Origin of the sequence: Hymenobacter sp. UYP22, from assembly GCF_040547285.1 — a bacterium.
GTDB lineage: Bacteria > Bacteroidota > Bacteroidia > Cytophagales > Hymenobacteraceae > Hymenobacter.
Genome location: NZ_JBEPPK010000008.1, coordinates 37,872 through 53,495 on the forward strand (window position 1 = coordinate 37,872; position 15,624 = coordinate 53,495).

Genomic DNA, 15,624 nt, shown 5'->3' on the forward strand with positions numbered 1-15,624 from the left:
GGGTAAGATTCCCTCCGTGCTGTTCTTGCTTCTTCCGCTAGCGGCACCCCTAGTTAGGCCACAGTTGGCGTGTGGCTGTACAGGTAAATCCAAGCCGTTCAAGTACCGGTCTGGGGTTGGAGCCGCCTAGTTGAGGCTGCTGTGCCGTGGGAAGCGTAACTGGTTGGGAGCGGCAGCGTAGGCGACATCGAGGCGAGGTTTGTGGCGGCCTGGGCTACGCCCTGGCTTACCAGCTGCTGCCCGCCCCGCCACCACCCGAGGAGCCCCCACTGCTGCTACTGCTGGAGCTGCTGCTACTCGAGCTACTGCTGCCAGAGTAGGAGGAGCTGGAGGAAGTGCGGGTGGATGGGTCGGGGAGGCGCGGAATTACTTCCCTGGTTTTCTCTTCGTGCTTGCAGAAATGACACGTTTCTATCTGCCAGCCCCAGCCTGCTGCTTTGGTAGTAGCCGCCTGTTCTACCCGCAGCCGCCCCGGCTTGAGGGTGCGGTGCTTGCAGGCCGGGCACTCCCGGACTTCGCTGTCGGGGTTGGGGTAGGCCAGAGAGATTGTATGCCCGTTGGCGCATTCCCACACGTCATAATCAATCGTCCGGATGGCTTCTTCGACTTGGTGGCCGGGAAGTAGGTGGCTTTTTTCTGCCTTGCCTTTAAGCAGCTGCATGGGCTGGCCGCACGTGGGGCAGGCGAAGGGCGCTGTGCGAAGCGTAGCCAAATGGCGGCGGTACCACGGCCAATACAGCATCAGCCCCAGCGGAAACAGATAAGCCGTGAAGGCGAGTCCCCGGTGGGCCACCTGCCGCTGCTTGTAGGCCTGGGGGCGCTCCAGGGGTGGTACGCTACTTGGGGCCCGGTGATATTGCCAGCCAAAGTAGCCGTGCAGATACAGCAGAGGCAGGCTGTAAGCCAGCAGCAGAAAAGCCCACGTGGAATCCGCTACGCCATAGTTGAACGCCAGCACCAACAGGCCCGCAACCAGTGCAAAGGGCACTACTATCAGCCAGCCACGGCCGGGCAGCCCCCGGGTGGTGCAGTACCACAGCACCAGGTAAAGAATCAGCGTCAGAAAAGCTACTACCAGGATACCAATTGGAGTGGATGATTCCAGCGCGGAGTGGCTGTCGGCCAAATTCTCCCCGGGCGAGGCCGTATCCAGCGGGTCGTGGGTATCGAGCAACCCGTGTTGTGCTTTAAGGGCATGCTGCAGGCTGTCCACGTAATACCGGCTCGAGTCCTGGGCAGTGCGCAGCACCGGCCTGGGCAATGGGGGCGCAGGGTTGAGCCGCCGGATAAGGGCCGCGACGCCAAGCTGCACGGCCTGGTCGTAGTTGCCGGCGCGGGCAGGCTCCAGCATGTAGCGCTGCTGAATGCGAAAACAGATGATGTCGGGCAGGTCGGCTTCCAGGCCATAGCCGGTTTCAAACTCCACCCGGCGCTGATCGAGCACTAGGAGCATGAGCAGCCCGTTGTTGGTGGCCTGCTCCCCAATTTTCCAGCGGTTGAACAGCGCTGTGGCCGCCGTTTTGGGCACGGCCTCGCCAATGCTGCGCACTACTACCACGTCGATGTGGGCCCGCCGGCTCCGGTCCAGGCTATCGAGGCGGGCGTTGAGGGCGGCTACGGTACCCGGCTGCAACACCTGGTCCGGGTCGCTCACGTAGGTCTCTCCCAGGGTTTTGGGGTCAGGAATGGCCGTCAGGTAGTTGTCGGCGGTGATGCCAGCTGGAGCCGGGCCCTCCGCCTCTGGCTCCGACTGGCAGCCACTGAGCAGCCCCAGCACCCACCAGCCCAGCATGCATAGGCGCAGTAGTGACATAGCGAAAACAGGAGCCGTGCTATAGCTGCCGCAGAATGGTTTCATCGGTTATTTCATCGTCGTCCATCAGCAACAGCGCCTTGCTCAGGATGATGGACAGCACGGCGTCGCCCTCGAAGGGCAGAAACACGTCGGTGGAGCCGAGCTGCTTACTGGAGCGGTCTGGCACAATGCACAGGTACTGGTCGTTGGGTTCCATGAGGATGTTGCCCGAGCCCAGGTGGATCTTGTAGACGTGGCGGTGGCCCTTCACTACCAGAAAGTTGCCTTTGATTTCGCTCACCCTACCAATTTTCAGGCGGGGAACCAGCCGCTCCAGGGCCAGCTTGCGGGTTTTGGCCACCTCACTCAAGTCACCAAAGGAGTAGCTTTCCCAGTAAGTACGGAACTGGGCCAGCCCGCCGTTGTCGCGCCACTGCGGGTCGTTGCCCACCGAGGCTACCCCCACAAACAGGTCCACATCGCGCATCACCTCCGAGAAAACCAGGGCCGGTACTTCCGGCAGCGGCACCGGCTCGTTGGCCCGGGTGAAGCGCACCTGGTCGGTGCTCACGTAGTTGTAAATGCCCGTGTCGTTCCATTCTCCGTCGGCGTACACTTCGCTCACCCAAAACTCGGCCGTCAGGTCATGTATGGGCAGGGGTAAGCTCGCCGTTTCGGAGTCGTAGCCTTTGTCGTAAGCCCCCAGCAGGCGGTAGCGCCAGCCGCGCAGCTTGGCCAGGCTGTTGAACTGGTGCTGCTTGAGAATGTGGGCCGCCATGCGGTTGGAGTAAGTGCGGGTGCGCTCCTCGGGGGGCGTGAGTAGATACACCTCCCGAAAAGCCTGCTTGAGCGGCTGTCGTATCTGCCTGGTGTCCAGCACCCGCCGCCATGCCAGCACCTCATCCGCTGAAGTCAGCACGGGGTGCCAGAGCTGCAGTTTCGTGTCGGGAGTAGGGGTGGGTACGGGTTGGCCTAGGGCGTCCTGCCAGGCATCTTGCTGAAAAATGGCATCCTGAAATGCGCCATCAGGGCGGTGCAGGCGCCAGATGAGCGGGCGGGCCAACAGACTCAGCAGGCCGTGCCGGAAGTAATACTGCTCAAACCAGGGCCAGGGAATACGGCGCTGATCCACGAAGCTACGGTCGAGCCGGTCGCGCTGGGTGGTGTAGGTTTGCTGGGCCTGGGTCTGGGCGGCTTTCAGCTCTTTCAGCTCGTCGGGGTGGGTGGCTTTGAGGGCTGCGGGGGCGCTTTTCAGGGCTTTATCGGCCTTGAGCCACTGCACCTCGGCCTTGCCCTCGCGCAGGGTAAGCGTGGCGGTATAGTCGGCAACATCCTCTTGCAGGCGGCCATCTTCCAGCCCAAAATCCGGCACGGCCATGTCCTCAATTTCGGCCGGACTCACGCCCAGCTTCGCCGACTCCTGGGCAATGTAGCGGGCAATGAGTTCCTGAGTGTTGGTCTGGCGAATTTTGGAGCGCACCCGGGCCAGGGCTGCCACGCCGGGCAGGCCGTTCTGGGACAGGGCCAACAGGCAGGCGTTGCCCAGACCCGCCGCCAGTGGGCCTTTCCCCGGAATCTTGCGGAAGCACTTGGCTGCCAAGGCAGTCAGCTGCTCTAGCAGGCCCGCGTCGCACAGGGGTTGCAGCGTCCAGATCAGGCCCTTGGCCACGGTGGCGTTAACTTCCGTGAGAAACTCCCAGGAGGAATAGGTGTGGGTGGAGCCGCTGGCGTATTCGTAGGTGTGCAGCTGCTCCTTCACCGGAAGGTCAATCAGCAGCTGCAGCCAGGTGCGGCCCTGCGCGCGCACCTCATCGGGCCCGATGGCTGCCGTTGCGGTATCCAGCTCCTGACGCAGTTTGGCGGTGGGCTGGGAGCCGGTGGCTTTCTGCCAGCGCTGCAGCAAGCCCAGCCAGGCGGCGGTAGGCGGGGTGCTACGGTCAAGGGCAGCCACAAACTGGGTGAGGCTCCGGCCCAGCGCATCGCCCTCGGCAAAAACGACGGTGGGCAGGGTGTGCTCACCCGTGGCCTGCCCCAACATTTCCTGGGTTTTGAGGTGCACTTTCAGCTGGTCGCCGGTTTGTCCGGCCGTGAGGTCGCGCAGCTGGCGCAGAAACGTCAGCATTTCCTCTCCCAAAGGCCCGCGCTTGGTTATCTTGGCCACCTGGTTTAGCGTCAGGAGCACCGGGAAAGGGTAGAAGTTTACGGATACCTCGTCCGGGTTGGCGAAATCAAGGCCGTAATCAGCAAACAGCCGCAGGTACTGCGCCTCCGACAAGCTGAGGGTTGTGCGCATCAGGGCCGTTAGGGCCTCGGCCAGGCTCCACCGGACACGGTAGTTTTCCTCCCGATCCACACGGTTAATGGCCGCCGTCAGAGCTAGTACCACCCGGCTCTGGTAGGCTACGTTCTGGCCTCGGATAGCCTGGTAGGCGGGTAAGTCGTTGAGCTTGGTGTAGTAGTCTTTTTCCAGCAACTGGGGCAGCAGGGCCAGCAGTACGGGTTTCATCTCAACAGCTTCGGGGCTGTTATCCTCAAAAATGGCCGGGTTGAATTCTTCTTTTCGTTGTGTGGGCATGGGGACAGAAAACAGCTTGCGTCAGGAACCAGATCAGTACACAGGCGGGCTCAGCCGCCCACCAGTGGCGTGAGCTTGACAAAGCTGGCCGTGGCCCCGTCTCCCAGCCATACCTGCTCCTCCAGGCTTTCGGCCTGCCGCTCATTTACCAGTACAAAAAAGCTGTTCTGCTGGAAAGCTTCGAGGGCGCGGTACACCTGCTTTTCGGCATCAATGAGCCGGTGGGGGCGCAGATGGAAGCCGTTGAGGGTGCGCTCCGACTCGGTGGGCTGCACCAGCCCCTGAAAGGTGCCGCTCTGCTGCTCGTTATAGGCCGTTACTTCCTCGTGCACGCGCTGGGTTATCAGCTCCCGCACGGTGAGGGTTTCCTGGGCAACTTCCATTTCCAGGCGGCGCAAAATGCTGCCGCTGGCGGTTTCATCGAGAATGGTGAGTAGAGGCATAACGAACGGAAGAAAGGTAGATTGATAGGGAAAAGAGAGTTGGAGCGGCTTTTGGGCGAATAGGTGAGAGTGCACCCGCACCGGTACTCAGGCTGGTATGCTCACGCAGCCGCGGATTTGGCTAGGGTAGCGGTTGGAGCAGGAAAGGCAATCAGAGCCTTCTGCTCCTGGGTCCGCACATCAGCACAATTTGCAGGAGGGAAAGGCCTCGAAACGCAACTGCCCAGTACCAGCCAGCACAAGAGGTGCGCAGGGCAGTAATCTGCGGTCCGAAGCGCGGCCACCACCTTGGCCAGAATAGTTAGGCCCCGGGCGGGTAGCCAGGGGTTACGCAGCTAGCCCCGCAAAAGCAGGTTACACCACTGGGAGTGGGCATTTTCTGCATGGGCGGCCAGCGGCAGCGTGTTGCCTTCGGCCTGGGGGTAGGGTTGATGCCTGGGTGTAGGCAAAAGCAAAGTCAGTCATAGCAAGCAGGTAGAGCGGGGCAGAGCCCGCAGAGCGAAAGGAATACAGCGCCGCAGCCCGAGGCTGCTCCAGTACTCCCGCGCATAGCATACGTGACTTCGCCCTTGAGTACCTTGCGCGCAGGGAAGGGGCAGGGCAGCGGAGCGCCCTGATGCTTCGTAGCTCGGTTTCAGCGGGGTCGGGCCAGGAGCCAGGCACGGGATAGAGCAGCCGGGCGCTGCGGCCCAAAACCGCGGGAAAAGTAGCGGTTTATTTTCTGAGCTTTACTAACCGCGGCAGGCAAGGTTACTTCGGGCCCGACGCGGGCCGGCACGCCAGCGCAGTGGTTAAGCCCGAAAGCCGGAACAGCAAGCATCAAGGAGCGTCTGGTTGAGCTAGACTGTGTGGACAGTAAGCAAGTCTACATAACGCCACGTCCTGCAGAGCCAGAGGCGAAGCATCTCGCGTGCTGATGTATGCTTGCCCTTGCAACGTCAGCATGCGAGATGCTTCGTCACTGGCTTAAGGCGCCACATGTTCTGCATGACGTTCCGGTTGGTAGTAAGAAGCGTTACTGTCCACGCAGCCTAGACAAACTACTGCTGCCACAACCGCACGCAGCGCCGCCGGGCCACCAAGCGGGAGGGGTGTATCAACAACTCCACCTACCCGTAGGGGCGGCAAGCAGATTCCCTCTCCGGTTACTGTTGTATCCGCTGGCGTTAGGCTCCGCTTCCTCGGCTCAATGGTAGCCCGTCCGTGGTGTCCATATCCTGCAGTATGTTAGCGCCCCGCTTGCGCAGTATCGCGTCTCTACAGCGTGCGTACATTGTTCATGCAATAACTCTAGTGCTACCCGGCATAACTGCTGCGGAACATCACTTGAAAATCAGTTTCTTTGAGGGAGCTCAATTCGACTTCCTCACTCCATGCCTACTCGCCGTAAGTTTCTTTCCTCCTCAGCCGCTGGCTTGGCTGCGCTGGCCGCCAGTCCCTCCGCCGAAGCCCTGAGCCTGCCTCCACTACCCGTAGCTGGCAAACCGCTGGTAATTTCCACCTGGGACACTGGCTTGTCGGCCAACCAGGGGGCTTGGCAGGTACTCAGCAAAGGTGGCCGGGCCCTGGATGCGGTGGAGGCCGGTGTGATGGTAACGGAAGCCTCCCAGAACTGCTGCGTGGGCCTGGGTGGCAACCCCGACCGGGAAGGCATCGTGACCCTGGACGCCTGCATCATGGACGACCAGTTCAACTGCGGCAGCGTGGCGGCCCTAGAGCGCATCAAGCACCCCATTAGTGTAGCGCGGCGCATAATGGAGCGTACCCCGCACGTGATGCTGGTGGGCGAAGGCGCCCAGCAGTTTGCCGTGGCCCAGGGCTTCCCGCTGGAGGCCCAAAAGCTTAGCCCCGATGCGGAAAAGGCGTACAAGGAATGGCTCAAAACCAGCCAGTACAAGCCCGTGGTCAATATCGAAAACTCGGGCAGCAAGAAAGGTACGGGCCCGGTAGGCGGGGCCAACAACCACGATACCATTGCCATGCTGGCCCAGGATGCCCAGGGGCGCCTGAGCGGCAGCTGCACCACCAGCGGCATGGGTTTTAAAATGCGCGGCCGCCTCGGCGACTCTCCCCTTATTGGCTCCGGTTTGTTTGTGGATAATGCCGTGGGCGCTGCTGCCGCTACGGGCCAGGGCGAAGATGTGATTCGCATAGCCGGGGCACACACGGTAGTGGAGCTGATGCGCCAGGGAATGAGCCCAAAAGCGGCCTGCAAAGCGGCCATTGAGCGAGTAGCCAAAATCAAGGGCGACAAGGCCAAGGATATTCAGGTGTGCTTTATTGCCATTAGTGCCCAGGGCCAACACGGCGCCTTTGCCCTGCAAAAAGGCTTCAGCTACGCCGTCTGCGACGCCCAGAATCAGCAGCAGCTCATCCAGGCCGAGTACCTGCTGAAATGAGCCTGACCCTGGAAATCTGCGCGGGCTCGGTGCAGTCGGCCGTGGCGGCGCAGGCGGGGGGCGCGCACCGCATAGAGCTGTGCCAGAGCCTGGAGCAGGGCGGTATCACGCCCTCTTACGGCACCATTCAGCAGGTATTAGCCCAGCTTACCATCCCCGTATTCGTGCTGATTCGGCCCCGGCCGGGCAATTTTGTGTACGATGCGGAGGAGCTGGCTATTATGGCGGCTGATATCCGGCAGTGCCGCGCTTTGGGTTGCGCAGGTGTGGTGCTGGGGGTGTTGGATACAGCGGGGCGAGTAGATTTTGCGGCTTGCCAAATGCTCATGGAAGCGGCGGGGCCTCTGCCGGTAACGTTTCACCGTGCCTTTGATGCCTGCCCCGACCAGCGCCAAGCCCTCGAAGATATCATCAGCCTGGGTTGCCACCGCCTTCTGACTTCCGGGGGGCAGCCCACTGCGCCGCACGGGCAGCAGCAGCTCGCCGCGTTGGTGCAGCAAGCTGCGGGGCGGATCAGCATCATGCCCGGCTCGGGGGTTACGCCCGCCACGCTTCAGGAACTGGTGCGGCACACCGGGGCCCGGGAGTTTCATGCCAGCGCCAAACGGCTGCTCCCGCCTCCGCCCGCAGCTAAAGGCACGGAGTTTGACGCGCCGCGCTGGGAAACCGATGCCACCATTGTACGGGAACTGGTGGCGCGTCTGGAGGCTGCTTAAGCAATGTCATTGCCCGTCTTATCCTTTGTGCATAAGGCCTCCGCCCGGCGGAAGTCTGGGAGCTGCTGGCGGCAAACGGCTGGCGTACCACTATTTTAACGGCGTATGAAGTTCCGTAAAGCTACTCTCACCCTTGCCCTGCTCACCGCCGCTACCGGCCTGCCCTTGCGGGCCCAAAATCAAGGCGTGCATCAGCAGTCCAGCCAGTACGAAGCGCCCACCGACCCGCTGGTTCAACAGAAGCTGGAGAAGTGGCAGGACCAAAAATTCGGGCTGATTCTGCATTGGGGCCTGTACGCCGTGCCGGGCAGTATTGAGTCGTGGGAGCTGTGCTCGGAAAGCTGGATTGAGCGGGACAGCACCGTGGCGTACGAGGACTACAAAAAGCGGTACTGGGGCCTGAGCCAACAGTTCAACCCCACCAACTTCAACCCTGAGCAGTGGGCCCGCGTGGCCAAGCAGGCGGGCATGCGCTACTTGGTGTTCACTACCAAGCACCACGATGGTTTTGCCATGTTCGACACCAAGCAGTCGGATTTCAGCATCACCCAGGGGCCGTTCCGGAGTAACCCGCGCGCCAACGTGGCCAAGCACGTGTTCGAGGCATTTCGGAAGGAAGGTTTCATGCTGGGGGCCTACTTCTCCAAGCCCGACTGGCACTCCCCAAACTTCTGGTGGCCCAAGTACGCCACGCCCGACCGCAACGTGAACTACGACATCCGGAAGTACCCCTGGCGCTGGCAGCAGTACCAGCAGTTTACCTACAACCAGATCAGTGAGTTGATGCACGACTACGGCTCCCTGGATATTCTGTGGCTGGATGGGGGCTGGGTGCGGCCCCGCGAAACCGTGAATGCCGAAGTGCGGGCCTGGGGTGCGCCCATTCCCGAGTTCAGCCAGGAGGTAAACATGCCCCGCATTGCCGCCATGGCCCGCCAGGCCCAGCCCGGCCTGCTCATGGTAGACCGCACCGTGCACGGCCCCTACGAAAACTACCAGACGCCCGAGCAGCGCGTACCCGACCACAAAATCGACAACCCCTGGGAGAGTTGCCTGACGCTGGCCAACAACTGGGGCTACGTGCCCAATGACCAGTACAAGTCGCCCACCCGCATCATTCACTCCCTGGTAGAAGTGGTGGCCAAAGGCGGCAGCCTGCTGCTGGGCGTGGGCCCGAAACCCGACGGTACCTTAGCCGACGAAGCCGTAACCCGCCTCCAGAAAATTGGTCAGTGGTTGGACGTGAACGGACCCGCCATCTATAACACCCGCCCCACTGCGCACTATCAGGATGGCCGCACTTATTTCACCCAGAGCAAAACGGGCACGCGCTACGCCATTGCCTGTTTGCCCGAGGATAAGCCCACGCCCGCCAGCATTGAATGGACGGGCAACATTCCGAGAAAAGGCAGCCGGCTGACGCTGCTGCAAATCGGCAAATCTGTAACCTGGACCCGGCAAGGCGACAAAGTGCGGGTAACACTGCCCGCAACGCTGGCCAAACAAGCCGGGGCATATCCGGCTCTGGCATTTGCCTTCACGCCCGAAAAGTAGGCGCTGCGGCTATGTGCCTTTCTGAGATGTAGCACCCACATGATGCAAGCCAGAACGTCATGCAGAGCATGACGGTTTTTGGGCAAGCCTTACTCCCTATTTACGAATGCGTAAACTCTTACTCCTCGGGTTATACTTTCTCAGTACGGCGGCTCACGCCCAACCGGCCCAGTCGCTGTACAAGAATAGCAAAGCGCCGACAGAAGCGCGGGTGCAGGATTTGCTCGGGCGCATGACGGTGGAGGAGAAGGTGGGCCAGCTTTCCACGGTGCTGGGTTGGGAAATGTACCAGAAGCAAGGCACGCGGGTTGGTACCAGTGCAGCCTACCGAAAAGCGGTGGATGAACGCCACATCGGCGGCCTGTGGGCCACGCTGCGCGCCGACCCCTGGACCCGTAAAACCCTGACCACCGGCCTGAACCCCACCCAGGCAGTTCAGGCCACCAACGCTTTGCAGAAGTATGCCGTGGAGCACACCCGGCTGGGTATCCCGCTGTTTCTGGCCGAAGAATGCCCCCACGGCCACATGGCTATTGGCACCACCGTATTCCCCACGGCCATAGGCCAGGGCAGCACCTGGAACCCTGCGCTGCTGCAACGCATGGCGGCGGCCATTGCCACCGAAGTGCGAGTGCAAGGTGGGCATATCGGCTACGGGCCGGTACTGGACTTGGCCCGGGAGCCGCGCTGGTCGCGGGTGGAGGAAACCTACGGTGAGGACCCGGTGCTCACCAGCCAGCTGGGCGTGGCCGTGGTGCAGGGCATGCAGGGCCCCAGCCTGAAGAGCGGCCGCAACGTCATTTCCACGCTCAAGCACTTTGCCGCCTACGGGGTGCCGGAAGGCGGCCACAACGGCGGCAGCATCAGCACGGGAGTTCGGGAATTGTACCAGAGTTTTCTGCCGCCGGTGCACGCCGCGGTGAAAGCCGGGGTGCAGTCCATTATGACTTCCTATAATTCCATTGATGGGGTGCCGTGCTCGGCCAGTGAGTTCCTGCTGACGGATGTGCTGCGCCGGCAATGGGGCTTCCAGGGCTTCACCGTATCTGACCTGGGCAGCATCAGCGGCATCATGACCAGCCACCACGTGGCCGCCACTCCGGCCGAGGCGGCGGCCCAGGCTATCAACGCCGGCCTCGACGACGACCTGAGCGGCTACGGCTACGACAAGGCCCTGCTGGACGCCATCAACCAGAAGCTCGTTTCAACCGAAACGCTGAACCAAGCCGTGGGGCGGGTGCTACGCCTGAAGTTTGACATGGGCCTGTTCGAGAATCCGTACGTAGATGTGCGCCAAGCGGCCCGGCAGGTAAACAACCCGGCGCACGTGCAGCTGGCCCGGCAGGTAGCCCAGGAGTCGTTGGTGCTGCTGAAAAACGAGCAAAACCTGTTGCCGCTGTCCAAGTCCCTGCAACGCATTGCCGTCATCGGCCCCAATGCCGACAACCTCTACAACCAGCTCGGTGATTACACCGCGCCCCAGCCCGAAAGCAACATCGTGACGGTGCTGGAAGGCATCCGGAGCAAAGTACCGGCGGCAACGCAGGTAACGTACGTGAAGGGCTGCGCCATTCGGGACACCGCTACGGCTGATATTGCCGCGGCCGTAGCCGCCGCCCGCCAGGCCCAGGTGGCCGTAATGGTGCTCGGCGGCTCCAGTGCCCGCGACTTCAAAACCGAGTACCAGAGTACCGGCGCGGCCACCGTAGCCACCGGCCCCCAGGCCCTCAGCGACATGGAAAGCGGTGAAGGGTACGACCGTGCCACCCTAGAGCTACTGGGCAAGCAGCAGGAATTGCTGGAGGCCGTGGTGGCCACTGGCACGCCGGTCGTAGTAGTGCTCATCAAAGGCCGGCCGCTGAACTTGAACTGGCTGGCGGCCCACGTGCCGGCCGTGCTCGACGCCTGGTATCCCGGGCAGGAAGGCGGTAATGCCGTGGCCGACGTGCTGTTTGGCGACTACAACCCGGCCGGCCGCCTGCCCATTTCGGTGCCCCGGCACGTGGGCCAGCTGCCGGTGTACTACAACGCCCCGCGCCCCACCCGCCAGAACTACGTGGAAATGGCTGCAAAGCCGCTCTACAGCTTCGGCTACGGCCTCAGCTACTCTCAATTCGCGTATTCAGACCTGCGCGCAACCACCACCGAGAGCAACGGCGCGGTAAGCGTAGCGGTGCGCTTCACCGTCAGGAATACCAGCGCCCGCGCCGGCGACGAAGTGGCCCAACTTTACCTCCGCGACGAGGTCAGCTCCGTGGTAACGCCCGGCCAGCAGCTCCGAAAATTCCAACGATTCAACCTGAAAGCTGGTGAGCAGAAAGAGGTGCAGTTTACGCTAACAGCTGAGGACCTAATGCTGCTCAACCAGCGCCTGGAGTGGGCCGTGGAGCCCGGCGCTTTCACGGTAATGGTGGGCGCGGCTTCGGATGATATTCGCTTGCAAACGCAATTCAACGTGACCAAAGCCATTACCGTATCGACCACCGCGCAGCAGAGGTGAACAGGCTATGGTGCTGGCCCCAGAACGTCATGCAGAGCTGCAGGCGAAGCATCTCGCGTGCTGATGTTACAACGGTAAGTCGGACGTCAGCACGCGAGATACTTCGCCTGCAGCTCTGCATGACGGATAAATTTGGGGCGTTTAGCTATGGTATAGCGTTCAGATACAGTAAGTGCGGATGGGCCGAATGTAAACTCTATGTGCTTTTTGCCTGCTTCTCCGCGCTTTTGTAAATAGTTTGCTTGAGCGCACGGGCTTATCAGTAATTTGAAGCGCAAAGCCTTACCAACTGAAACTACACCGACTCTACGAACATGCCTTCCACCAAGTATATCGGCATCGACATTGGCGGCACCAAAATGCACATCGGTGTGGTGCAGAATGGAGTGGTGGTGCAGGAGAAGCGGTTTGAAACAGCCGCTACGGCCCCGCAGGCGCAGATTCTGGAAGAGCTGGCGAGCCACCTCGAAGCACTGCTGGACGCGGAGGTGGCCGGTATCGGCATCGGTACGCCGGGGCTGGTGGATGAGGCCAACGGCATCATCTACAACGTGCAAAATATTCCGTCCTGGCAGCAGGTACCGCTCAAGCAGTTCCTCGCGGGACGCTTCGGCAAGCCCGTGTACATCACCAACGATGCCAACGCCTTTGCCGTGGGCGAGAAAATGTACGGGCAGGGCCAGCCGTTTGCCCATCTGGTAGGGCTGGTGCTGGGTACCGGCGTGGGGGCGGGCCTCATCCTCAACCACGATGTGCACGCCGGGGTGCTGTCCAGCGCCGGAGAGTTTGGCTGCCTGCCTTACCGGGATAAAACCTTCGAAGAATACTGCAGCGGCAAGTTCTTCACCCTCCACACCGGCCGCCCAGGCGCGGAGTGGCACGCCCTAGCCCGCCAAGGCGACCCGGCCGCGTTGGCAGTGCTCACGGAGTACGGCCGGCACCTGGGCCACCTGATTAAAACTATGCTGTTCACGGTGGCCCCGCAGGCCGTTTTCCTGGGTGGCTCCGTCAGTAAGTGCTTCGAGTATTTCCGGGGTGGCTTGCAGGAAACACTGCGGGAATTCCCTTTTCCGAAGGTGGTGGAGCAGCTGGTGATTGCGCCTTCCACCCTCGATAATGCGGCCGTCCTGGGTGCCGCGGCCTTGTGCCACCTTAAGCAGGAGCTACCTTCCCATCCTTCTACCGTGCCTTCCCTGTGAGAAAGAAAATCTGGCTGCCTCTGGCCGCATTCCTCGGCCTGTCCGGAGCCGTTTCCGCCCAGCAACCAACCGCAAGCCCAGCCGCCACCTCCATCATTCCGCAGCCGGTGCTCCTCACGGCAGGCCGTGGGAGCTTTGCTGTTACGGCGGCCACCAGAATCTACGTCGACCCCAAAAACGAGGAGCTGCGCCGCATTGGCGAGGTGCTGAGCCGGGATATCCAGCGGACTTCGGGCGTGCAGCCCCAGGTAATAGCCACGCCAGCTAAAGCCGGCGCGGGCGGCATCCGGCTAACGCTGCGGCCGGCTCTGGATACGCTGGGTGCGGAAGGATACACGCTCAGCGTGCAGCCCACGCAGGTAGTGTTGGCCGCCAGTAATGCCCAGGGCGTATTTCGGGGTTTGCAGACCATCCGGCAGTTGCTGCCCACCCAGCGCACCCCGGCCCTGAACCTGCCGGCGGTGGAGGTAGCCGACAAGCCCCGCTACCAGTGGCGCGGCATGCACCTGGATGTCAGCCGGCATTTCTTCGGGGTGGAGTTCGTGAAGAAGTACATCGACTATCTGGCCCTGCACAAGATGAACACCTTTCACTGGCATCTCACCGACGACCAGGGTTGGCGCATCGAAATTAAGAAGTATCCCAAGCTGACCTCGGTGGGCGGCTGGCGCGACGGCACGCTCATCGGCCACTACACCGACCAGCCCCACCAGTTCGACAACGTGCGCTACGGCGGCTTCTACACCCAGGAGCAAATCAAGGAAGTGGTGCGGTACGCTCAGGAGCGGTACATCACGGTGGTGCCGGAAATTGAGATGCCCGGCCACGCCGTGGCGGCGCTGGCGGCGTACCCGGAGCTGTCGTGCACGGGCGGGCCGTTCAAGGTGGAGGGGCTGTGGGGCGTGTTTGATGATATTTTCTGCGCCGGTAACGAGCAGACGTTCACCTTTCTGCAGGATGTACTAACGGAGGTGATGCCGCTGTTCCCGGGCAAAATCGTCCACATCGGCGGCGACGAAGCCCCCAAAACCCGCTGGCACAATTGCCCCAAGTGTCAGGCTCGTATGAAGGCGGAAGGGCTGAAGGACGAGCACGAGCTGCAGAGCTATTTTGTGCAGCGCATGGAGAAATTCGTCAACTCCAAGGGCAAAAGCATCATCGGCTGGGATGAGATTCTGGAAGGCGGCTTGGCCCCCAACGCGGCGGTGATGTCGTGGCGCGGGCAGGAGGGCGGCACCACGGCGGCCCGGCAAAAGCACAACGTGGTAATGACGCCCGGCTCCCACTCCTACTTCGACCATTACCAGGGCCTGCCCGAGCTGGAGCCGCTGGCCTTTGGCGGCTATTTGCCGCTGTCGAAGGTGTACACCTTTGAGCCCACGCCCAAGGAGCTGACGGCCACCGAGCAGCAGTACATTCTGGGCGGGCAGGCCAACATCTGGACGGAGTACATTCCCACCGAGCAGCAGGTGGAGTACATGGCGTTTCCGCGGATGTCGGCGCTGGCCGAGGCCCTCTGGACGCCGGCGCGGCTGCGCAACTGGCCCGATTTCCAGCAGCGCATGCGGCAGCAATACCGCCGCTACGAAGCTTGGGGCGCTAACTACGCCCGCAGCGCCTTCAACGTGCGCCCGCAGCTCACCCTCGACCCCGCCCAGCGCACCACCGTGGTTACGCTGCAGATGGACGCCGCCGGCCCGCAAATTGTATATACCCTGGATGGCTCGGCGCCCACGGCCAGCTCGCCGATGTACACCCAGCCGTTCACGCTAGCCAAATCAGCCGTAGTGAAGGCTGCTACGGTCGAAGGGGGCAAGCTGATGAGCAAAGTCACGACCCGGGAGCTACTCATGCACCAAGCCTTTGCCGACCCACTCACCCTGACCAACGAGCCCAGCAAAAGCTATAAGGGCATCGGCCCTCTCACGTTGGTAGATGGTCAGAAGGGCACCCCCAACCACACCGACGGCCAGTGGCTGGGTTTCTACGGCTACGATTTGGTAGCCACCCTGGACTTGCAACAAGCCACCGATATCAGCGCCGTCAGAACTACTTTTCTGCGGGCCGTGGGCTCCGGCATTCAGCTGCCCGCCAGCGTGGAAGTGGCCGTTTCGGAGGATGGCAAAACCTACAAAACCGTTTACTCGGCTCCCGTTCCGGTGCAGACCGCGCAAGTGAAGCCCACCGTTAGTGAGGTGCGGGCCGATCTGAAAAAGACGACGGCCCGGTTCGTCCGGGTAACGGCCAAAAATGCCCAGGCTCCCGGCGCCGCCAAGCCTGACACCTGGCTGTTCGCCGACGAAATTGTAGTGCAGTAGTATGCGGACGAGTTTAGACCGTGTAGAGCATATGCTATCAGCACGTCATGCAGAGCGCAGCGAAGCATCTCGCGTGCTGACGTCGGGGCTACTACCTACATCAGCACGCGAGATGCTTCGCTGCG

9 protein-coding genes are annotated in these 15,624 nt (G+C 61.8%); 6 read left to right on the forward strand and 3 right to left on the reverse strand.

Annotated elements, in window-relative coordinates:
• Positions 1-226: 226 nt before the first annotated feature.
• The 3 genes from ABIB60_RS13960 to ABIB60_RS13970 are packed head-to-tail and all read right to left on the reverse strand — an operon-like array spanning position 227 to position 4,813.
• Complete coding sequence (locus ABIB60_RS13960) at positions 227-1,813, reverse strand: TPM domain-containing protein (protein WP_354580691.1); 1,587 nt, start codon at positions 1,811-1,813, stop codon at positions 227-229.
• A gap of 19 nt (positions 1,814-1,832) precedes the next feature.
• Positions 1,833-4,370, reverse strand: coding sequence for a DUF4132 domain-containing protein (locus ABIB60_RS13965; protein ID WP_354580692.1), 2,538 nt, complete (start codon positions 4,368-4,370; stop codon positions 1,833-1,835).
• A gap of 50 nt (positions 4,371-4,420) precedes the next feature.
• Positions 4,421-4,813 carry a hypothetical protein gene (locus ABIB60_RS13970; RefSeq protein WP_354580693.1) on the reverse strand — a complete coding sequence of 131 codons (393 nt, stop codon included), beginning with the start codon at positions 4,811-4,813 and terminating at the stop codon, positions 4,421-4,423.
• A gap of 1,373 nt (positions 4,814-6,186) precedes the next feature.
• Here ABIB60_RS13970 and ABIB60_RS13975 point away from each other — a divergent pair.
• The 6 genes from ABIB60_RS13975 to ABIB60_RS14000 all read left to right on the forward strand — a co-directional run bounded on the left by ABIB60_RS13975 (position 6,187) and on the right by ABIB60_RS14000 (position 15,499).
• Positions 6,187-7,212, forward strand: a complete 1,026-nt coding sequence (locus ABIB60_RS13975; protein ID WP_354580694.1) for a glycosylasparaginase — start codon at positions 6,187-6,189, stop codon at positions 7,210-7,212.
• A complete protein-coding gene (locus tag ABIB60_RS13980) occupies positions 7,209-7,928 on the forward strand; it encodes a copper homeostasis protein CutC (RefSeq protein ID WP_354580696.1) in 720 nt (239 codons plus the stop codon). Before ABIB60_RS13975 ends, ABIB60_RS13980 begins: the two co-directional genes overlap by 4 nt.
• A 105-nt stretch (positions 7,929-8,033) precedes the next feature.
• Positions 8,034-9,482 carry an alpha-L-fucosidase gene (locus ABIB60_RS13985; RefSeq protein WP_354580697.1) on the forward strand — a complete coding sequence of 483 codons (1,449 nt, stop codon included), beginning with the start codon at positions 8,034-8,036 and terminating at the stop codon, positions 9,480-9,482.
• A gap of 106 nt (positions 9,483-9,588) precedes the next feature.
• Complete coding sequence (locus tag ABIB60_RS13990; RefSeq protein WP_354580698.1) at positions 9,589-11,982, forward strand: glycoside hydrolase family 3 N-terminal domain-containing protein; 2,394 nt, start codon at positions 9,589-9,591, stop codon at positions 11,980-11,982.
• A 314-nt stretch (positions 11,983-12,296) separates the two neighbouring features.
• The gene (locus ABIB60_RS13995; RefSeq protein WP_354580699.1) at positions 12,297-13,181 is read left to right on the forward strand and encodes an ROK family protein; all 885 of its coding nucleotides are present in this window, start codon (positions 12,297-12,299) and stop codon (positions 13,179-13,181) included.
• Complete coding sequence (locus ABIB60_RS14000; RefSeq protein WP_354580700.1) at positions 13,178-15,499, forward strand: glycoside hydrolase family 20 protein; 2,322 nt, start codon at positions 13,178-13,180, stop codon at positions 15,497-15,499. The genes ABIB60_RS13995 and ABIB60_RS14000 overlap by 4 nt, the downstream gene beginning before the upstream one ends.
• The last annotated feature ends 125 nt before the right edge of the window (positions 15,500-15,624 follow it).